The 20,724-nt window shown below is 68.9% G+C and carries 16 protein-coding genes; 9 read left to right on the forward strand and 7 right to left on the reverse strand.

Going from position 1 to position 20,724, the window contains the following annotated elements; all coding sequences use genetic code 11:
* Positions 1-13 precede the first annotated feature (13 nt).
* Both EG799_RS07875 and EG799_RS07880 read right to left on the reverse strand, forming a co-directional pair.
* Positions 14-667 carry an LPS export ABC transporter periplasmic protein LptC gene (locus tag EG799_RS07875; protein WP_123880098.1) on the reverse strand — a complete coding sequence of 218 codons (654 nt, stop codon included), beginning with the start codon at positions 665-667 and terminating at the stop codon, positions 14-16.
* Between the two features lie 25 nt (positions 668-692).
* A complete protein-coding gene (locus tag EG799_RS07880; RefSeq protein WP_123880100.1) occupies positions 693-1,310 on the reverse strand; it encodes a ribonuclease D in 618 nt (205 codons plus the stop codon).
* A gap of 80 nt (positions 1,311-1,390) precedes the next feature.
* Here EG799_RS07880 and EG799_RS07885 point away from each other — a divergent pair, with 80 nt between their 5' ends.
* The 5 genes from EG799_RS07885 (at position 1,391) to EG799_RS14070 (ending at position 5,149) form a co-directional block, all read left to right on the forward strand.
* Positions 1,391-2,089 carry a uracil-DNA glycosylase gene (locus tag EG799_RS07885; protein WP_123880102.1) on the forward strand — a complete coding sequence of 233 codons (699 nt, stop codon included), beginning with the start codon at positions 1,391-1,393 and terminating at the stop codon, positions 2,087-2,089.
* 170 nt (positions 2,090-2,259) lie between these two features.
* Positions 2,260-2,592 (forward strand): TraR/DksA family transcriptional regulator, encoded by a 333-nt coding sequence (locus EG799_RS07890; protein WP_123880104.1) that lies wholly within the window; start codon positions 2,260-2,262, stop codon positions 2,590-2,592.
* A 63-nt stretch (positions 2,593-2,655) separates the two neighbouring features.
* Positions 2,656-4,059 (forward strand): hypothetical protein, encoded by a 1,404-nt coding sequence (locus tag EG799_RS07895; protein WP_123880106.1) that lies wholly within the window; start codon positions 2,656-2,658, stop codon positions 4,057-4,059.
* A gap of 59 nt (positions 4,060-4,118) precedes the next feature.
* Positions 4,119-4,955 carry an acid phosphatase gene (locus tag EG799_RS07900; RefSeq protein WP_123880108.1) on the forward strand — a complete coding sequence of 279 codons (837 nt, stop codon included), beginning with the start codon at positions 4,119-4,121 and terminating at the stop codon, positions 4,953-4,955.
* Between the two features lie 17 nt (positions 4,956-4,972).
* Positions 4,973-5,149, forward strand: coding sequence for a hypothetical protein (locus EG799_RS14070; protein WP_181950884.1), 177 nt, complete (start codon positions 4,973-4,975; stop codon positions 5,147-5,149).
* 40 nt (positions 5,150-5,189) lie between these two features.
* On the opposite strand, the gene EG799_RS07905 is transcribed toward EG799_RS14070, so the two are convergent.
* From EG799_RS07905 to EG799_RS07920, 4 genes are all read right to left on the reverse strand, one after another.
* On the reverse strand, positions 5,190-6,626 hold the full coding sequence (locus EG799_RS07905) for a glutamate synthase subunit beta (RefSeq protein ID WP_123880110.1): 1,437 nt from the start codon (positions 6,624-6,626) through the stop codon (positions 5,190-5,192).
* Between the two features lie 43 nt (positions 6,627-6,669).
* Positions 6,670-11,331 carry a glutamate synthase large subunit gene (gene gltB, locus EG799_RS07910; protein WP_123880112.1) on the reverse strand — a complete coding sequence of 1,554 codons (4,662 nt, stop codon included), beginning with the start codon at positions 11,329-11,331 and terminating at the stop codon, positions 6,670-6,672.
* 189 nt (positions 11,332-11,520) lie between these two features.
* Positions 11,521-13,377, reverse strand: coding sequence for a hypothetical protein (locus EG799_RS07915; RefSeq protein WP_123880114.1), 1,857 nt, complete (start codon positions 13,375-13,377; stop codon positions 11,521-11,523).
* A gap of 42 nt (positions 13,378-13,419) precedes the next feature.
* A complete protein-coding gene (locus tag EG799_RS07920; RefSeq protein WP_123880116.1) occupies positions 13,420-14,649 on the reverse strand; it encodes a TIGR04063 family PEP-CTERM/XrtA system glycosyltransferase in 1,230 nt (409 codons plus the stop codon).
* A 101-nt stretch (positions 14,650-14,750) separates the two neighbouring features.
* On the opposite strand from EG799_RS07920, the gene EG799_RS07925 reads away from it, so the two are divergent.
* Genes EG799_RS07925 through EG799_RS14120 form a run of 3 tightly spaced genes read left to right on the forward strand, consistent with a single transcriptional unit; the run spans position 14,751 to position 17,411 of the window.
* Positions 14,751-14,939: a hypothetical protein gene (locus tag EG799_RS07925; protein ID WP_123880118.1), complete on the forward strand. Its 189-nt coding sequence runs from the start codon at positions 14,751-14,753 to the stop codon at positions 14,937-14,939.
* Positions 14,932-16,311 (forward strand): putative O-glycosylation ligase, exosortase A system-associated, encoded by a 1,380-nt coding sequence (locus tag EG799_RS14115; protein ID WP_123880120.1) that lies wholly within the window; start codon positions 14,932-14,934, stop codon positions 16,309-16,311. The genes EG799_RS07925 and EG799_RS14115 overlap by 8 nt, the downstream gene beginning before the upstream one ends.
* Positions 16,308-17,411: an acyltransferase family protein gene (locus EG799_RS14120; protein WP_234029073.1), complete on the forward strand. Its 1,104-nt coding sequence runs from the start codon at positions 16,308-16,310 to the stop codon at positions 17,409-17,411. The genes EG799_RS14115 and EG799_RS14120 overlap by 4 nt, the downstream gene beginning before the upstream one ends.
* Positions 17,412-17,465: 54 nt before the next feature.
* On the opposite strand, the gene EG799_RS07940 is transcribed toward EG799_RS14120, so the two are convergent.
* Positions 17,466-18,683 (reverse strand): polyhydroxyalkanoate depolymerase, encoded by a 1,218-nt coding sequence (locus EG799_RS07940; RefSeq protein WP_123880122.1) that lies wholly within the window; start codon positions 18,681-18,683, stop codon positions 17,466-17,468.
* Positions 18,684-18,889: 206 nt separating this feature from the next.
* Between EG799_RS07940 and EG799_RS07945 the strand changes: the two genes are divergently transcribed.
* Positions 18,890-20,674, forward strand: coding sequence for an ABC transporter transmembrane domain-containing protein (locus tag EG799_RS07945; protein WP_123880124.1), 1,785 nt, complete (start codon positions 18,890-18,892; stop codon positions 20,672-20,674).
* Positions 20,675-20,724: the final 50 nt, after the last annotated feature.

A 20,724-nucleotide genomic window follows, 5' to 3' on the forward strand; every position in this document is an offset into this window, starting at 1 on the left:
TCTCGCCATTCCCCTACAATCCCCCCGGCATCTGCAACCGTCCGGGCACCATCGTCATGCGCGCCTGGCCGGCAAGCGTGATGGTGCGTTCGGCCAGGTCGACGCGCATGGTGTTCGCCGAAAACCTCCCGGCAGGTATCGTCCCGTACACCCGCCCGTCGCCCACCAGCAGCGTATCGACCAGGTCCAGCGTCACGTTGCGCGCCGACAGGGAATAGCCGTCGGCGGCCTCGAACCGGATGATACCCGGCACCGAAACCCGCTCGTCGTCGATGTCGTATTCCCCGGCCCTGGTGCTCAGCACCGCGGGGCCTTCGGACAGCAGGATGCGCGCGGTCAGATCCTCCATCTCTACCAGCGGCACGGCGTTGGTGCGCTGCACGGCTTCGCCGGCGACCAGCGAGAAGGGTCGGCCGCGATTGTCCGATCCGCGATACATGGCGTTGTCGACGCGCAGCCGGTCCTTCGCGGTCGGCACCTTGTCGCGGTCGAGCAGGAAGCTGACCTCCCCCTTGGGACCGAGCGGCGTAATCAGCATCATCGCCGCGATCACGCCGACCCCCGCCGGCAGCACCACCGCCAGAACCCGCACGATCCGGTCGAGCGCGCTTCCCGGCGCGGCGAAGCGCTGGCGGCGGTTGCGGATGCGGTCGGCGCGGGCGGTCATGGGCTGGCTCTACCACAGTCGCCGATTACTCGTGACTGAAGATGTCCTTGTCCGCCCAGCCGGCAATGTCGAGCCGCGCGCGGGTGGGCAGGAAGTCGAAGGCCGCCTGCGCCATTTCCAGCCGCCCCTCACGCGCCAGCCGCTCTATCAGGATGTCGCGCAGCCGGTGCAGGAAACGCACGTCGGAGGCGGCATATTCGCGCTGCGCCTCCGTCAGCGTGGCGGCGCCCCAGTCGCTCGACTGCTGCTGCTTGGAGATATCCTCCCCCAGCAATTCGTGGATCAGGTTTTTCAGACCGTGGCGGTCGGTATAGGTGCGCGTCAGCTTGCTGGCGATCTTGGTGCAGAACACCGGCGCGGCGACGACGCCCAGGTAATGCTCGATCGCGGCGAGGTCGAAGCGGGCGAAGTGGTAGATCTTCACCCGCGACGGATCGCCCAGCACCGCCTTCAGGTTCGGCGCGTCGTAGGGGCTGTTGTTGCGGAAGCGGACGAGATGTTCGTCGCCCCCGCCATCGGAGATCTGCACGACGCACAGTCGGTCGCGCGGGGTGACGAGACCCATCGTTTCGGTATCGACGGCAACGGGGCCGTGGGCGAGAACACCTTCGGGCAGGTCTTCTTCATGGAAATGCACTGTCATCCCGCCGGCTCTAGGCGTATCGTCGATGCGAGGGAAGGGCGGCTTTGCATCGTCGCCCCGCGCGCCCTATCGCTGCCGCGATGATCGCCCCGCCCGCCAGCTGGTCCGCCATTCTCGATCCCGTGCTCGGCACCGCCGGCGCGCGGGCGCTGGATCGCTGGCTCATGGACGAGGAGGCCGCGGGCAGGCTTGTCTTTCCCCCGGCTCGGCAGCGCTTCCGCGCGCTCGGACTGACCCCTCCCGACGCGGTGAAGGTCGTGATCCTGGGGCAGGATCCCTATCACGGCGCCGGGCAGGCGCACGGCCTTGCCTTCTCCGTCCCCGCGGGCATCAGGCCGCCGCCCTCGTTGCGCAACATCCTGCGCGAGCTGGAGGACGATCTCGGCGTTCCCGCGCCCGAAAGCGGCGATCTGACGGCGTGGGCGAGGCGCGGGGTTCTCCTGCTCAACACCGCGCTGTCGGTGGAGGAGGGGCGCGCCGGCAGCCATGCCAGACGCGGCTGGGCCCCGATCACCGATGCCATCCTGCGCGCGGTGGCGCGGCGCGACGCGCCGACCGTCTTCGTCGCCTGGGGCAGCCACGCGCAGACCCGGGCGCGGGCCATTCCGGACCTGGTCGAGGATGGCCCGCACCTGCTCATCGAAAGCCCGCATCCCAGCCCGCTGTCGGCCTATCGCGGCTTCTTCGGTTCGCGCCCCTTCAGCCGCGCCAACGACTTCCTGATCGCCAACGGACGCGAAGCGGTCGAATGGCGGCTGGATCCGGATCACGCAAGCTGACGAAGTTGACACCGTGTAACCCGTGCTTTCGCGAAGGAAATCTCGGCTTATCAAGATTTTATCCTTCCCGTGCGAAGGTGACACTCCGTCGGCACGAAAACGGGAAGAAGGGCGCGCGATCATGCTCTCCCTTTGACAAGCCGCCCGTGTGTAGGAAAGCTGCGATGGCCATGACGCCAGCCCAAGCCCGCACCGCCCTTGTCGCCCGTCTCGCCGAACTCGACGCGCTCGATGCCTCGGGCGAGGAGGCCGGCAAGCCGGTCGAATTGCAGCAGGACAGCGTCGGGCGACTGTCGCGCATGGACGCCATGCAGCAACAGGCGATGGCGCAGGCCGAACAGCGTCGCCGGCGGGCCGAGCGGGTTCGCATCGGTCAGGCGTTGGAGCGCATGGAGGAGGGCGAGTGGGGCTGGTGCGTGACCTGCGGAGAGGCGATCGCGGCGGGCCGGCTGGCGAGCGATCCGGCACGGGCGACCTGCGTGACCTGCGCGCAGGGCGGATGAGCAGGGTGCCCGCGTCTGCGGATCGGCATGGCCGTTCGCCCGGCCTTCCCTACCGGCTCCTCGATGGTTGAGCGTATCGCACGCGCCGTCCGGCGCTTCGCCCCCGCCGCGATCCTCGCCGCCTCGGTGCTCGCGCTGCTGATCATGCGAGCGAGCGACTGGCGCGGGGACGAATATACCTATTCGGCAATGGCCCGGGCCGTGGGCGAATGGTTGCGCGGGTCGGTTTCGGGTCGGCAGGCGATGCAGGCGATCTTCGGAACGGGCTGGTTCATGCCGGGCATCGCGCTGATCGGCGCGCCGCCCTTCGTGCTGACGGACGATCCGCCGCACTGGCTGCAACGCGGCTGGCTGCTCGCGATCAACCTGGGTCTGACGGCGCTGCTCATCCGCCGGTTCGCACGCCAGTTCGGACCGCGACACGCGGCGCTGGCGATGCTGTTTCCCGGCCTCGCCGCCGGTTGGTATTTCAGTGCGCTATCCTGGTTTCCCGAGATTACCGCCGGGCTGCTGTCGACTCTGGCACTGCTGGCCGGCTGGCGCTGCGCGGTGCGGATTTCGCGCGGCAGCTTGCCGGAATGGCAGGACGTGGCGGCGATGGAAGTCTGCCTGATCGCGGCGCTCTATCTGCGCGGACCGGCGCTGCTGCTGGCGCTGGCGTTGAACGGGTTCCTGATCCTGCTGGCCGTCCTCGCCATGCGCGGCGCGCTGCCGCGCCTCGCGGCCGGGTGCCTCGCCATCGCGCTGGCGCTGGCTCCGTGGAGCATCGCGGCGAGCCGGCACTTCGATGCGACCGTCATCACCACCACCAACGTTCCGCTGGTGCTGGCGGACGGGTTCGGCGACCCGGCGCGCACCTGTTTCGGGCGGTGCCCGGCGGGCCGCGACATCTGGCCCGCCTGGCAATTCGCGCAGGGGCGCGCGGCGCAAACGGGGGAAAATCCGCTCGTGGTAGAGCGGCGCATGATGCGCGCATCGCTGAGCGGCCTGTCGCCACGGACATATCTGCGCACGGTGCGAGCGAACTTCGCTCGTTTCCTGTTCGAGCCTTCGCATGTCGCCCGCCTGTTCGAGCCGGTGATGCACGGCGTCCCGCCCGGCATGCGCGCCGGGCTGCTCGCCTTCGTCGCGCTCGCCACCTGGCTACTCTACGCGCCGATGCTGGCCGCCCTGCTGCTCGCGAATGTCGCGCGGCTGCGCGGCGGCGACGGGCAACGGCTGCAATCGCTGCTGATCAAGCTGGGCACGGCAGCGGCGTTTGCCCAGCCCTTCGTCCACAAGTCGAGCGGCCGCTACTGGGTGGCCTTCGCGCCTTTGATGGCGTGGTCCGCCGCGCTGCTGATCGCAGCCTGGCGCGATCGCCCCGGGCACCGGCGCCACTCCGCCGTGGCAGGCGTGCTCGACGCCGCGCAGACCACCTACGCCGCCGCCTTCGCGCTGGCCGCGCTCGTCCTGCTGGCCGCGTGAACCGCTTGACGCGGGGGCGCCGGGGTGGTGAGCCGCGTGCGGGACGTCGACACGAGGACATGACAGCGATGAAACGGATGATGGTAGGGTTCGCCCTGGCGGCGACGGCCTGTGCGGGGGCGACGGGCATGGCGCAGGTGGCGGGCGCGCAGGACGCTCCGCCCGCGGCCGAGCGGCCGGTTTACGATCTTGGCCCGCCCTATCTGGGCGGACAGCCCATCCCCGGAACCGAGGCGCTCGTGCCCCCGCCGCCGGAACAGGGATCGGCCCGCCAGCGCCAGGATGCCGAGGCGAATGCCCGCGCGCTGACGCTCGCCGACACGCCGCGACGCGCGCTGGCGCTGGAGGATGCGAGCCTTGCGCCCGGCTGGTTCGACGCGGCCTTTTCCTGCGCCGCCGGGGTCAGCCTGACCGATGCGAACACGCCCGCCATCGCGCGGTTGGTACGCCGCGCGGCGGCCGACTTCGCGATCTCGACGAGCGCGGTGAAGGCCCGCTATTCGCGCCCGCGCCCGTTCGTCGCCAATGGCGCGCCGACCTGCACGCCGCGGGACGAGGCGGCGCTGGCGCAGAATGGTTCCTACCCGTCGGGCCACTCGGCACTGGGATGGGGCACCGGGCTGGTTCTGGCGAGCGTCTTTCCCGACCGCGCGAGCGAGCTGGTGGCGCGGGGGCGTGCGTTCGGCGATAGCCGGGCGATCTGCAACCTGCACTGGCAAAGCGATGTCGAGGAAGCCCGCGTCATCGCCTCGGCAACGCTGGCCCGGCTTTCGTCGGACCCGCAATTCATCGCCGACCTCGCCGCCGCGCAGGCCGAGGCGCGGGAACTGGCCACCGCCGCCCGGCCCGGTGCGGGCCAGTGCCGGCAGCTGGCCGACGCCCTGCAAGCCGGCTAGGCGACCGGGCGAGGACAATGGCCGTTGCGGGATGCCTCCTGCTGCTGGTGCTGCCCATCGCCGGCGGGGTGCTCGGCCTGTGGCTGCTCGGCCCCGACGCGATGGCGTGGGGCGCGGCCATCGGCTTCGGCGTGGCGGTGGTCGCGTGCGCGCTGCCGGCGCTGGCGCTGTGGCGGGCGGGGCGGCGCGACTGACGCCCCCGCCCGTGCGGGCGCCCGTCGCCGCCGGTTCGCCTTAACGGGGCAGCTGCGTCGTGCCCATGAGCGCCTCGTCCACCGCGGCGGCGCATTGCCGCCCCTCGCGGATCGCCCAGACGACGAGGCTCTGGCCGCGCCGCATGTCGCCGCATGCCCATATGCCGTCCTCGCTGGAGCGGTAGGAGGCGGTGTCGGCGGCGACGTTTCCGCGATCGGTCAGGCTGACGCCCGACTGGTCGATGAGGCCGGTCTTGCGCGGGCCGAGAAAGCCCATGGCCAGCAGGATGAGATCGGCGGGGATGGTGAACTCGCTGCCCGGCACCTCCTTCATCTCGCGCCCTTCCCATTCCAGGCGCGTGCATTCGAGGCCGGTGACCTTGCCGTCTTCCCCCACCACGCGCTTGGTCAGGACGGACCAGTCGCGCTCCACCCCTTCCTCGTGGCTGGAGGAGGTTCTGAGCTTCATCGGCCAGTCGGGCCAGGTCAGCAGCTTGTCTTCCCGGGCCGGCGGCTGCGGCATGATCTCGATCTGCGTGACCGAGCGCGCGCCCTGGCGGTTGGAGGTGCCCACGCAGTCCGAGCCGGTATCGCCGCCGCCGATCACGATCACGCGCTTGTCCGTGGCCGTCAGCGTGCCGCGCGGGGCGGCGCGCGTCTCGTCGTCGCCGGCGTTGCGCTTGTTCTGCTGGGCGAGGAATTCCATCGCCTGCCGCACCCCGGGCAGTTCGGCACCGGGAATGTCCAGCCCGCGCGCTTCCTCGGCCCCGCCGGCGAGCACGATGGCGTCGAAGTTCTCCTTGAGCGACTTCATCGAGATGTCGACGCCCACCTCCGTGCTGGTGCGGAAGGTCACGCCCTCGGCCTCCATCTGCACCGCCCGCCGGTTGACGAGCGACTTTTCCATCTTGAAGTCGGGAATGCCGTAGCGCAGCAGGCCACCGACCCTGTCGTTCTTCTCGAACAGCGTGACCGAATGGCCGGCGCGCGCCAGTTGCTGCGCGCAGGCGAGGCCCGCGGGGCCGGAACCGACCACCGCCACCCGCCGCCCGGTGCGCTCCTTCGGCACCTGAGGGGTGATCCAGCCTTCCTTCCACCCGCGATCGACGATGGCGCATTCGATGCTCTTGATCGTCACCGGCTGGTCGGTGATGTTGAGCGTGCAGCTCGCCTCGCACGGGGCGGGGCACACGCGCCCGGTGAATTCGGGGAAGTTGTTGGTGGAATGGAGCACCTCCAGCGCATCGCGCCAGTCGCCTTCGTAAACGAGGTGGTTCCAGTCGGGGATGATGTTGTTGACCGGGCAGCCGGTATGGCAGAACGGGATGCCGCAATTCATGCAGCGCGCCGCCTGCAATTGCAGCTGGTCCTCGGTATGCGGGATGGCGAATTCGCGATAATGCGCGAGCCGTTCCTCGGGCGCGGCATAGGAGCGGTCCTGCCGCTCGATCTCGAGAAATCCGGTTTCCTTGCCCATCGTTCCTGTCAGTCCGTTGTCGTAATGGCGGGTGCCCGCCCCGTCATTCCGCCGCCACGCTGGCGGCCTCCTCGCGCTCGGCTTGCAGCAGCCGGAGCGCGCGCGCGTAATCGGTCGGCATGACCTTGACGAAGGCACCGCGCGCGGTGTCCCAGTCGGCCAGCAGCGCGGCGGCGCGAGCCGATCCGGTATGCAGCTTGTGGCGTTCGAGCAGGATCTTCAGCCGCGCGGCGTCGTGATAGAGCGGATCGCCCATGCCGAAATCCTCGACCGAAGTGCCGCGCTGACGCGGTTCTCCGGTGGAGCGGCCCTCCCCCTCCACCGGGCCTTCGGCGATATCCTGCAACTCGACCTGCGCCAGGTTGCAGCGATCGGCGAAGCTGCCGTCCGGATCGTAGACATAGGCGATGCCGCCGCTCATCCCGGCGGCGAAGTTTCGCCCGGTAGGGCCGAGGACCGCGACCACGCCGCCGGTCATGTATTCGCAGCCGTGATCGCCGGTCCCCTCGACCACCGCCACCGCGCCCGAATTGCGTACCGCGAAGCGTTCGCCCGCCACGCCCGAGAAATACGCCTCGCCCGCGATGGCGCCGTAGAGGCAGGTATTGCCGACGATGATGTTGTCCACCGGGTCGCGCGCTACCCCTGCGGGCTGGCGCACGATCACGCGCCCGCCCGACAGGCCCTTGCCGACATAGTCGTTGGCATCGCCCGTCAGTTCCAGCGTGACGCCATGGACGAGCCAGGCTGCGAAGCTCTGCCCTGCGGTGCCGGTGAAGCTCACCCTGATGGTGTCGGCGGGAAGCCCGGCGTGACCGTATTTCAGCGCGATCCTGCCCGACAGCATGGCACCCACGGCACGGTGGACGTTGCGGATCTGCCGGGTCAGTTGCACCGGCGCCTGGTCCTCGATGGCGTCGGCGGCGGCATTGATGAGGTCGTTGTCCATCGCCCCTTCCAGACCGTGATCCTGCGTCATCGTGTTCCACAGCGGCACGTCGCCGTCGACCTGCGGGCGGTGGAGCAGGCGGGAAAGGTCGACGCCATCGGCCTTCCAGTGGCGGATGGCGCGCTTCATGTCGATCCGGTCCACCCGGCCGATCATCTCCTCGACCGTGCGGAAGCCCATCTCCGCCATCAGCTGCCGCAATTCCTCGGCGACGTAGAAGAAGTAGTTGATGACGTGTTCGGGCTGACCGTTGAACAGCTTGCGCAGGTCCGGGTTCTGCGTCGCCACGCCGACGGGGCAGGTGTTGAGATGGCACTTGCGCATCATGATGCAGCCCGCCGCGATCAGCGGGGCGGTGGCGAAGCCGAATTCGTCCGCGCCGAGCAGCGCGCCGATGGCGACGTCGCGGCCGGTGCGCAGTCCGCCGTCGACCTGCACAGCGATGCGGCTCCTGAGGTCGTTGAGCAACAGCGTCTGCTGCGTTTCGGCGAGGCCGATTTCCCACGGAGAGCCGGCATGAGTGAGGCTGGTGAGCGGCGAGGCGCCCGTTCCCCCCTCGTAGCCCGAGATGGTCACATGGTCGGCGCGCGCCTTGGAAACGCCCGCCGCGACCGTGCCCACGCCCACTTCCGATACCAGCTTGACCGAGATGCGCGCCGTCGGATTGACGTTCTTGAGGTCGTGGATGAGCTGCGCCAGATCCTCGATCGAGTAGATGTCGTGATGGGGGGGCGGGCTGATGAGGCCGACGCCCGGCGTCGCGTGGCGCACCGCGCCGATACGCTTGTCGACCTTGTGGCCGGGCAACTGGCCGCCCTCGCCCGGCTTCGCGCCCTGCGCCATCTTGATCTGGATGTCGTCCGAATTGGCGAGGTATTCGGTCGTCACGCCGAACCGGCCCGAAGCCACCTGCTTGATCCGGCTGCGCATCGAATCGCCGTTGTCCATCGGCTTGAACCGGGCCGGCTCCTCTCCGCCCTCCCCGGTGTTGGAGCGCCCGCCGATGCGGTTCATGGCGATGGCGAGGGTGGAATGCGCCTCGTGACTGATGGAGCCGAAGCTCATCGCGCCGGTGCTGAAGCGCTTGACGATCTCCTCCGCCGGCTCGACCTCGTCCAGCGGGATCGGCTGCTCGGCCATCCGCAGGTCCATCAACCCGCGGATGGTCAGCAGGCGTTCGGACTGTTCGTTGATGCTGGCGGCGAACTGGGCGTAATCGTCCCACCCGTCCTCCCGGTCCGCCTTGCGCACGGCGTGCTGCAACTGCGCGATGTTGGACGGCGTCCAGGCGTGGTCTTCCCCGCGCAGGCGATACTGGTAGATGCCCCCGACATCGAGCATGTTGCGATAGATCGGATTGTCGCCATAGGCCTGGGCATGGCGGGTGACGGTTTCCGCCGCGACTTCGGCAAGCCCCACGCCTTCGATGGTGGTGGACGTGCGCGGGAAATAGCCGTCGATGAAGGCGCTCGACAGGCCTACCGCGTCGAAGATCTGCGCCCCGCAATAGGACTGGTAGGTCGATATGCCCATCTTGGACATGACCTTGAGAATGCCCTTGCCGATCGCCTTGATATAGTTCTTCTCGGCCGCCTCGGGCGCGAGTTCGGGCACCTTGTCGGCGCGGATCGCCTCGATCGTCTCGAAGGCGAGATAGGGGTTGATCGCTTCCGCGCCGTATCCCGCCAGCACGCAGAAATGATGCACCTCGCGCGCCTCGCCGGTCTCCACCACGATGCCGGTCTGCATCCGCAGGCCCTGCCGGGTGAGCTGGTGATGCACCGCGGAGGTGGCGAGCAGGGCGGGCATGGGTATGCGCCCCGGCCCCTGCGCGCGGTCTGACAGGATCAGGATGTTGCGGTCCTGCAGCACCGCCTCGGTCGCGGCCCAGCACATTTCCTTGATTGCCATCTCCAGCCCCTCGGCCCCGCTGGCGGCGTCCCAGGTGATGTCGATGGTGGCGGTGCGGAACGCCCCGTCGAGGCTGGCCTCGACGCTGCGGATCTTCTCCATGCCGCGATTGGTGAGGATGGGCTGGCTGATCTCCAGCCGTCGGTGCGTGCCGGCGTCGCGCCCCAGCAGGTTGGGGCGCGGGCCGATCATGGACAGCAGGCTCATCACCAGTTCCTCGCGGATCGGGTCGATCGGCGGGTTGGTGACCTGGGCGAAGTTCTGCTTGAAATAATCGTACAGCAGGCGCGGCCGCTTGCTGAGGACGGCGATGGGCGTGTCGGTGCCCATGGAGCCTATGGGATCATCTCCCTTGACCGCCATCGGTTCCAGGAAGCGGGCGATGTCCTCCTGCGTGTAGCCGAACGCCTGCTGGCGATCGAGCAGGCTGATCTCGGCCTCCTGCACCGCCGACTGATCGGTCTCGATGGCCTCGATGTCGCGCAGCTTGTACTGCGCCTGTTCCAGCCATTCCTCGTAGGGCTGCGCGCCGGCCAGTTCCGCCTTCAGTTCCTCGTCCTCGACGATGCGGCCCTGTTCGAGATCGATCAGCAGCATCCGCCCCGGCTGCAGGCGCCACTTGCGCACGATATCCTCTTCCGCAAACGGCAGCACGCCGCTTTCCGAGGCGAGGCAGACGATGTCGTCCTTCGTCACGCAGTAGCGCGCGGGCCGCAGGCCATTGCGGTCGAGCGTCGCGGCGATCTGGCGTCCGTCGGTAAAGGCGACGGCGGCGGGGCCGTCCCACGGCTCCATCAGCGCGGCGTGGTATTCGTAGAAGGCCCGTCGCTTCGGGTCCATCTGCGCGTTCTTCGCCCACGCCTCGGGGATCAGCATCATCATCGCATGGGCGAGGCTGTAGCCGCCCAGCAGCAGCAGTTCGAGCGCGTTGTCGAGGCAGGCGGTGTCGGACTGGCCGTGCGGGACGATCGGCCAGAGCTTGTCGAGATCGGCCCCCAGCAGATCCGATTCCATCGTCCGGCGCCGCGCGTTCATCCAGTTGACGTTGCCGCGCACGGTGTTGATCTCGCCATTGTGGGCGATCAGCCGGAAGGGCTGCGCCAGCCGCCAGCTGGGGAAGGTGTTGGTCGAAAAGCGCTGGTGGACGAGGCCCAGCGCGCTCTCGCAATCCGGGTCGCGCAGGTCGCGGTAGAAACTGCCCACCTGCGTCGCCAGCAGCAGGCCCTTGTAGACGACGGTGCGGCTGGAGAAGCTGGGCATGTAGAGCTTTTCGAGTTCCGGCATGTGGTGCCTGGCCGCCAGTTCCTTCAGCGGGTTCTGGGTCTGCTTGCGGATCACGATCAGCTTGCGCTCGAACGCGTCCTGATCCTCGCAGTTCTCGCCGCGCGCGATGAAGCACTGGCGCACCACCGGCATGGAGGCGAGCACCGCCTCGCCCAGCCCCTCCGGATCGGTCGGCACGTCGCGCCAGCCGATCAGGCGCTGACCTTCCTTGTCGATGAACTTCTCGAACTGCTCGGTGATGAAGCTGCGCGCCTCCGCGTCCTGAGGCATGAAGCACATCGCCACCGCGTAATCGCCGGGCTGCGGCAGGGTCAGCCCATGGGCGTCGGCCCACTTGCGATACAGCCGGTCGGGGATCTGCATGAGGATGCCCGCCCCGTCGCCGAGCAGCGGATCGGCCCCCACCGCGCCGCGATGGTCGAGATTGGCCAGGATCTCCAGCGCCTGGGTGACGATCGCGTGCGATTTCGCGCCCTTGATATGGGCGACGAAGCCCACGCCGCAGGCGTCGTGTTCGTTTACCGGATCGTAGAGGCCCTGGCGCGGGGGTAACTCGGTCAAGTCGAAAGCTCTTCCTGTCTGGCGAGCGAGCAAGAAACGCGCTTCGCGACCGGTTTCAACGGTAACGAAACGCGACTCGCAGGCTCTGGTGGCTGCACGAAAATGTCGCGAAGCCCGATATTGGCGACAGGAATGGCTCTTTGCAAGTTTTGTTGCGCCGCACAAGGGCGGCTCCGGCGTATGCCCGCCCTACTTGCCCATGCGTTGCAGGTTCATCAGCGCCTCGCGCAGGGCCCGTTCGTTATCGTCGTTCGAGGCGCGGGGGCGCTCGCCGGCGGCATCCGGGGCCTGTCCCGAAGGCGGATCGAACAGGCGTGCACTGCCCCCAGCTCCCGCTGAGCGGACCTTCTGGTTAGGGAACTGGACCGCCGGTTCGGTTCCGTCGGTTTCGTGCGGGTCGTCCGGTTCATCGATCCGCACGAAGGTTTCCCCCGTGGGACGAAACGGGTTGGCAAAGGGCGCGCGCTCTTCGTGCGCGGGGGCTTGCCGGTCGCCGGCGTCCGGTTCGCTTCGGTGCGGCACTGCCGCCGGTCCCCGGACGAGGGGAAGCGAAAAGGACGCTGCCACTTCGTCGAGTTCCGCGTCCTCTTCCTCGTCCTCTTCGTCGTCCGGCACGATGGTCGCACCGCCGAACAGAACGCGGGCAGGACCGGCCGTCTGCGACGGCGCTTCGGGCGCATCGAACGCGCGCGAGCCGGAATCGTCCCTGGCCGAATCGTCGGGCATCGTCTCGTCCGGCGCCATCTCGTCCGGCGCCGTCTCGTCCGGCAAGGGTTCCTGCGGCGCGGCGGAGCGGGCGAAGTAGGCGGCCATGGCCTGCGCGGCCTCGTCGGCGGCGGCGGGGTCGAAATCGCCGGGAACACCGGCGACGGGGCCGTCCTGCGGTTCGTCATCGTCCGGCGGTGCGGGTTCGGAGACTGGCGGCGGGGGCGTTTCCACCCTCTGCGCGCTCCATTCCCGGTGCCTCTCGAGCGTCGCCCCGAGTCGTTCGACCAGGTGGATCAGGGCCGGGCCGGACGGGGCACGCGCCTCCTCCGGCATGTCCGCCTCATCGCCCTGTTCGCTGTGCTCGGCGCCTTCGGTACGATCGCTCCCGGCCTCCTCGTCATGCGGTGGCGGCGACCCGGATCGGTCGAAGGGGCGGAACGGTTCGGAATCGGGTTCGGACACGGTGACGACCTCTTCTGGAAGTTCGGGGGTGGGCGCATCGCCGGCTTCCTCCCGGCGCGCCATCGATGGCGGCGAGAAGGCCAGCGGTTCGGGCGCCGGCGCCGGCTGCTCGGCGGGCCGGGGCAGGGCGGCAATGGCGAGCGGCGCCTCGATTTCGTCGCGCTTTTCCTGCTCGGCCGGGTTTTCGGCCTCGGCCGTGGCTTCGTCTGCCGCGTTCTCTTCGAACGCGTCCGCGTCCGCGCTCGGCGGGCCGAAATCGAAGCCCGGCCGGATATCGGCGCTGGCAAGATGCGGCTCGGCGGCCAGGTCTTCCAGTTCGAGCGGCTCGTCCTCGCCATCCGTGACGAAGGCCGCGTCATCGTATTCGCCGGGCAACGGGGCGGCGTAGAGGAAGTCGCTCGGTCCTGCGTCCTCCTCCATCGCCAGCGCGCGGCGGCGTGACCCGGCAAGGCGAGGCCCGTCATCCGCTGCGATGTCGACGGTGTCGCCGTCGCCGTCCTCGAGACCTTCGGGGTCGAGATCGTCACGGGCGCTGAGCGGTGCGCGCGCACCGATTCGCCGGGCCTGCGTGTCGTGGTGGGATGCGGCGATCCGGCGCGCGGCGACGAGGCCGAGCACGATCCCCAGCGCCGTCGCCGCCAGCGCGACCAGCACCCGGGCGGTGAAGCCCAGCGGTGGCGCGGCCTGCGGCAGCACGGACGGCAGCCCCGTTGCCGAAACGCCGCCTTCCACAAGCGCGACCGGCACGACCAGGCTGCCTATCCCCAGCAGGGCGGCGAACCACAGCGCGACGATGAAGGGGAAGGCGGGATGCGCGGCGAGCGGCGGCCGGGCCGGCGCGCCGTTGTCATCCGTCTGATCGAGCCTTCGGGCCACGTGCCAATCCTGTTCCAGCGCCGCGGGTTGCCGAACGCGCCGTCAGGCGGCGTCGGTCATGCGGCCATTGCGCTGGGTGCCTAGCAGGCGGTGGTAAACGACCTGATAACGCTGGACATTATCGTGCCAGTCATGCGCGGCGCGGACATGGTCGCGGGCGCGTTCGCGCAGCGCGTTCCACTCGCCGCGACGATCGACGAGGTCCGCCAGCACGTCGGCGCAGGCCGCCGGATCGTCGGGCGCGAACAGCGTGCCGGTATCGCCGTGGGTGACGAGTTCGCGGTGCCCGCCCACATCGCTCGCCGCCACGAGCTTCATCTGCGCCATCGCCTCCAGCGGCTTGAGCGGCGTGACGAGTTCGGTCAGCCGGCTGGCCTTGCGCGGATAGGCCATGATGTCGGCGAGCGCGTAATAGCGCTCTACCTCGGTATGGGGCACGCGCCCGGTAAAACGGATCGCGTGGGCGGCGGGGCTGGCCTCGGCCTGCGCGCGCAGGGCCTTGTCCATCGGGCCGCCCCCGACCAGCAGCAGACGCGCGTCGCAGTGCCGGGCCAGCAGGCGCGGCATGGCGGCTATGAGATCGTCCAGCCCTTCGTAATCGTAGAAGCTGCCGATGAAGCCGATCACCGGCCCGTCGCCCATGTCCAGTTCCCGCGCCAACTGCGCATCGCGCGGTTTCGGATCGCCGAAGGTCGTCAGGTCGACGCCGTTGGGCATGATCGCGATCTTGCCGGGCGCGATGCCGCGCGCGATCAGATCGTCCTTCAATCCCCGGCAGATCGTCACGACCGCGCCGGCCCCGCCGACCGCCAGCGTTTCCAGCTGCCGGGTCAGGCGGTATCTGAGCGAGCCCTCGCGCCCCTGCAGATTGCCGACGGCGGCATCTTCCCAGAAGGCGCGGATCTCGTAGACCACCGGAATGCCCAGCCGCCGGCCGGCGCGGATCGCGGCGAGTCCCCCCAGCGCGGGGCTGTGGGCGTGCAGGATATCGGGCCGCCACTCCTGCGCGAGCGCGCCGATCGCATCGGCAAGCGCGTCGATCTCCCGCCATTCGCGCAAGCCCGCCGGCCCGTGCGCGGTTCCGGGCGTGCGGTGGAAGGTAAGGCCGTCGACCGTCTGGATCGCGGGACCGGCCTCGGTATGACGCAGGCCCGTCAGCCCGCGCACGTCAAGCCCGCTCGCCGCCTGGGCGCGCATGATCGCGCGGGTACGGAAGGTGTAGCCGCTGTGCATCGGCAGCGAGTGGTCGAGGACGTGCAGGATCCGGGTCATCGCCCGCTGCCCTGCCACAACAGGCTTAACGGCCCGTCAAGACCCCGGGCGTAAGCGCAGCATGTGCCGCACGCCCGCCTCGACCGAAAGCCCCTTTCGCGATGATCGACTATTTCTCCATCGCGCTGACGCATGGCCTGATCCTGCTTGCCGCATGGCGGCTGCTGCTGCGCGGCGAGCTGGACGACGACACGCTGACCCCGGAGTGCGAAGCTCGGGGCGAACCCGAAGACAGGCGGCCGTGGCTCGCCAACCGTGCCGCGCCGCCCGGCCGAGGCGGCGATGGTTGATCTCGTCCTTCTCGCCTTCATCGGCGCCATCGCGGCGATGGGGCTGAAGCGCCCGTTCCTGTGGGTGCTGCTGTACATCTATGTCGATATCGTCGCGCCGCAGAAGATCGGCTGGGGGGTCATCACCTCGATCTCGCTGTCGCTGCTGGTCTTCGTGGCCGCCTTTCTCGGCTACCTCGTCCTCGACGACAAGAAGGGCAGCCGGTTCGCCTGGCGACAGGGGTTGATCGCCGCGTTGCTGGCGTGGTGCGCGATCACGACGCTGGGGGCGGACTTTCCCGATTCGGCATGGGCGAAATGGGACTGGGTGTGGAAGAGCCTGGTCTTCGCCGCCTTCCTTCCGCTGACGCTGCGCACCCGGCTGAGACTGGAGGCAGCGGCGCTGGTCATGGTTCTCAGCGCCGCCTCGATCATCATTCCGGCCGGCATCAAGACGCTGCTGGGAGGGGGCGGCTACGGCCAGCTCGCCTCGCTGGTGACGGACAATTCGGGGCTGTACGAAGGCAGCACGCTGTCGACCGTGGCGATCGCCATGATCCCCCTGATCGTCTGGGTCGCGCGCCATTCGACGATCTTTCCGAAAAGCGTCTGGACGCGCGCCTTCGCCGCGGCGCTGATCTTCGCCGCGCTGCTGGTGCCGATTGGCACGCAGACGCGCACCGGCCTGCTTTGCATCGCCGTCCTGGCGATGGTGATGCTGCGCCAGGTCCGCCACCGCTTCCTCTATGCGGGCGGCGCGGCGCTGGCGCTGGCGGCGGCGCTTCCGTTCCTGCCTGCATCCTATACCGAGCGCATGTCGACCATCGCCGATCACGAGGCCGACCAGTCCGCCTCGACCCGCGTGGCGGTGTGGATGTGGACGATGGATTACGTGCAGCGCAATCCGCTGGGCGGCGGGTTCGACGCCTTTCTCGGCAATTCGTTCACCTACGACACCCGCACCACGGTGGACGAGGGCGGTTCGAGAGCGGTAGAATACAGCGAGGTCACGGAGCAGGGCCGAGCCTTCCACTCCGCCTATTTCGAAGTGCTGGGAGAGCAGGGTTTTCCGGGCATCCTCATCTGGCTGGCGCTCCAGCTGACGGGACTGTGGCAGATGGAGACGCTGCGCCGCCGCTTCGCCGGATCGGGCAATCCGGACGACCTGCGCTGGCGGGCGCTGGCGACCGCGCTGCAGCACGGACAACTCGTCTATCTGGTCGGCGCGATGTTCATCGGGGTCGCCTATCAGCCGTTCATGTTCATGTTGCTGGGTCTGCAGATCGCGCTGTGGTCGCTGATGCGCGGGCGGCTGCGTGCAGCTGGCGCCGCGCGCGCGAAGCCGTGGCTCGCCAGCCGCCGGGGCCGCGCGGGGGAGGGCGCACCGGCGTGATCGCCCCGCCTCTCGACACCCGGATTCCGCACCTCGCCGCGCTGACGGGCCTGCGGGGCGTCGCCGCCTGGATGGTCGTCCTCTACCACGCGCGGCTGCTTCTGACCGACTGGCTGCCGGGGGGCGTCACCGCGATGGCGGGCATGGGCTACCTGGCGGTCGATGTGTTCTTCCTGCTCTCCGGCTTCGTCATGTGGCTCAATTACGGCCCCCGATTGCGGCGCGACGGGCTGGCCGGCGCGCCGCGCTTCTGGTGGCGACGCATCGCGCGCATCTGGCCGCTCCACGCGCTGGTGCTGGCGGGCATGGTCGCCTTCGCCCTCGTCCTGCTGGCGGCGGGGCGGAGCACGGCGGGCTATCCCTTCGGCGAGCTGCCGCTGCATCTGCTGCTGGTGCAGAACTGGGGCTTCACGCCCGATCTTTCGTGGAACCATCCGGCCTGGTCGATCAGCGCGGAGCTGGGCGCGTATCTGCTGTTCCCGCTTGTCGCCGTCAGTGTCCGGTGGGAAGACATGCGCCCCGCCATGCTGATCGCGGCCATGATCGGCGCGGCGTTTGCGCTGCACGCCGTGTTCGCCCTCGCCGGAGAACCGGGCCTCGGCGGACGGATCGCGCGACTTGGACTGGTCCGCTGTGTGCTGGAATTTGCCATCGGCGTCATGTGCGCCAATCTGTGGCTATCGTGGCGCGCAGGGTGGACCGGCGCGCTTGCCTCGGCGCTCGCCGGCGGGGTCCTGGCGGCGCTCGGAATTGCCGTCGGCTGGCCGGAGACGGCGTTCGTGCCGCTCGCCTTCGCCGCCCTCCTGCTCGCGCTGGCCCTCGACGGGGGGCCGATTGCGCGCGCCCTCGGCTCGGCCCCGCTGCGCTGGCTGGGCGATGCGAGTTACGCCACCTACCTGATCCATTTTCCGCTGTTCATTCTCGTCAAGCTAGTCGGCGTGGACGAGCGACTGCAACTCGGCCCTGTGGGTTTCGTCGTCTATTGCGCGGTGCTGCTGGCGTTGTCGGGCGCGCTTCACCGGTGGTGGGAAAAGCCGGCGCAGCGCTGGCTCAATCGCCGCGCCCCGCGCCCCGCCGCCCCGCGCGTTCCCGCCGAATAGACGGCGCCGGGCCGCGGGCGGGAACGACCCGGCGCGGGCGCGCTCGCGAACGGGTCAGAACGCGCGCATCCACTCCTCGACCACCGGCGCGATGCGCGTGCGCCATTTGCTGCCGTTGAAGATGCCGTAATGGCCCACGTCGCGGGCGAGGTGGTATTTTGTCATCCTCACGGGCAAATCCCGTGCCAGGTCGAGCGCCGCGCGGGTCTGGCCGATGCCGGAGATGTCATCCTTCTCCCCCTCGATGGCCAGCAACGCGGTGTCGCGGATCGCACCCGGATCGATCAGCTTGCCGCGATGCATGAACTCGCCTTTGGGAAGGGCGTGTTCCTGGAACACGTGCTCGATCGTCTGTAGGTAGAATTCCGCCGTCATGTCGCAGACCGACAGGTATTCGTCGTAGAACTGCTTGGTCCGGTCCGCGCTCTCCTGATCGCCTTGGGTGAGGTGTTTGAACATCTCGTAATGGCTCATCATGTGATCGGCGAGGTTCATGGAAATGAAGCCGGCCAGTTGCAGGAAGCCGGGATAGACGCGGCGGCCCGCGCCGGGATAGTTGAGCGGCACCGTGGCGATGACGGTATTGCGGAACCAGCTTAGCGGCTTGTCCATCGCCAGGTCGTTGACGCCGGTCGGGCTGGCGCGGGTGTCGATCGGGCCGCCCATCATGGTAAGCGTCTTGGGACGGCACTCGTCCTTCTCCGCGCCCATGATGGCGGCGGCGGCAAAGGCGGGAACGCTGGGCTGGCACACCGCCAGAACGTGCGCCTTGGGGCCGATGAAATGCAGGAACTCGATCAGGTAGTCGATGTAGTCGTCGAGATCGAACGTCCCTTCCTCCACCGGCACCATCTTCGCGTCCGCCCAGTCGGTGACGTAGACTTCCTGGTTTTCCACCATGCGCTGCACCGTGCCGCGCAGCAGCGAGGCGTAGTGCCCGCTCATCGGTGCGGCGATCATCAGCCTGGGTGCGTCTTCTGGCAGATCGTCGCGGCGAAAGCGGCGCAGCGAACCGAACGGCTTTTCGAAAACCACCGTCTCGCTGACAAGGTGCTGCCTGCCCTCGACCTTGACCGGCTGGATGTCCCAGTCGGGCTTGCCGCGGTCTTCGTAGAGGTGGGCGAACACCTTGAGGCCCGAGGCCATGACCGGCCCCATGCCGGTATATCCCATCGGCAGAGCCGGATTGTCGAGCAGGCGCGCGCCGACCGAAGCCCATTCGCTCGCCGTGTTGAGCCAGGCGCGCTGCATTTCATAGATGGAATAAAGCAAAGGATTGTTGCCCCTGAATGACCCGTTATCGCGGCGGGCAAGCGCTTCCCGCCCCATACCGCGTCTTCAAGTTTGTGAAGCCTACATGGGCCTTTGCGCGCCATGTTGCAACGCGGCAAGAACATTTGCCCCGCCCGTATGCGTGGCTGCGCCCCGGCCGCGCCGCCATTGCCAGCCCCGCCGTGACACCCTAACTGGCAGGCACGATGCGCTCCCCCGAAGTGTCAGACGCAGCCGAACCGGCAAAGAGCCTCTCGCCGCTGGCGATGGTCGTGCGGGCCTTGCGCCTTTACCCGCTGCAACTCGCCCTTGCCGCCACGGCGCTGCTTGTCACCGCCGTCGTCACCTCGCTCGCCCTGCCTTCGGCGCTGAAGCTCATCATCGACCGCGGCTTTTCCGGCGGGGACGAGATCGGGCGCTGGTTTCGCTATCTGCTGATGCTGGTCGGCGTGCTGGGCGTGGGCACGGCGGTTCGCTTCTACTTCGTCAGCTGGCTGGGAGAGCGGGTCGTCGCCGACATCCGCGAGGCGGTCTATCGCAATCTCCTGCGCCTCTCGCCGTCCTTCTTCGAGGAGACGAGCCCGAAGGAGATCAGCAGCCGCATGACCGCCGACACCGCCATCATCGAAAGCGTCGTGGGAACCACGGTCTCGGTCGCGCTGCGCAACCTCATCATCGCGGTACTGGGCCTCGGCTACCTGTTCTACCTGGCGCCGCAACTGGCGATCTGGCTGATCCTGGCTATCCCGCTGGTGATCGTGCCCATCGCGCTGTTCGGACGGCGGCTGCGCACGATCAGCCGGACCAGCCAGGACAGGGTGGCCGATGTCGGCGGCATCACCACCGAGGTGCTGTCCGCCATGAAGATCGTCCAGGGTTTCAACCAGGAGGGGCGCGAGGGCGATCGCTTCGCCGGCGCCGTGGAAGCCACCTTCGCCACCGCGAAGACGCGCATCATGGTGCGCGCGGTGATGACGGCGCTCCTCATTACGCTCGTGTTCGGCGCCATCACCGTACTGCTCTGGCGCGGGGCGACGCTGGTGGTGGCGGGCGAGATCACCGGCGGCACGATCGGCGCGTTCATCTTCGCCGGGGTGATCGTGGCGAGCGCGTTCGGCGCGCTGACCGAGGTGTACGGCGACCTGCTGCGTGGATCGGGCGCGGCCAGCCGGCTGAACGAACTGCTGCGGGAACGCCCCGACATCGCCCCGCCCGCGCGTCCGCAGGCCCTGCCCCGGCCCCCGCGCGGCAGCCTGTCGTTCCAGAACGTGACGTTCAGCTACCCCACGCGCCCCACCGATACCGCGATCGCCGATTTCTCCCTGACCGTCGAACCGGGGGAGACGGTCGCCATCGTCGGTCCGTCGGGAGCGGGCAAGTCGACGATCTTCCAGCTGGCCGAGCGCTTCTACGATCCGCAGCAGGGCACCGTGCGGATCGACGGGGTGCCGCTGACGCAGGCCGACCCCGCCGATATCCGCCGCCGGATCGCGCTCGTCCCGCAGGAAGGCATCCTGTTCGCCGCCAATGCCCGCGACAATCTGCGCTACGGGGCGTGGGACGCCGATGACGAGGCGATCTGGGACGCCGCGCGTGCGGCCAATGCCGAGGGGTTCCTGCGCGATCTGCCGGACGGCCTCGACACGTTTCTCGGCGAAGGCGGCGCGCGGCTCTCGGGCGGCCAGCGCCAGCGCATCGCCATTGCCCGCGCCCTGCTGCGCGATGCTCCCATCCTGCTGCTGGACGAGGCGACGAGCGCGCTCGATGCCGAAAGCGAACGGCTGGTGCAGGAAGCGCTCGACCGGCTGATGGCGGATCGCACGACGCTCGTCATCGCTCATCGACTCGCGACCGTGCGCGCGGCGGACCGGATCGTGGTGATGGACGAGGCGCGCATCGTCGAGCAGGGCGATCACGCCAGCCTGACCGAACAGGGCGGGCTCTACGCGCATCTGGCGGGTCTGCAATTCAGCGACAGCGCCGCGGCCTGAACGCCCCCGGCGACTCGGCTGGTCGCTGGCAAGCCCCGGTTCAGGGTGAA

Origin of the sequence: Aurantiacibacter spongiae (assembly GCF_003815535.1) — a bacterium.
Lineage (GTDB): Bacteria > Pseudomonadota > Alphaproteobacteria > Sphingomonadales > Sphingomonadaceae > Alteraurantiacibacter > Alteraurantiacibacter spongiae.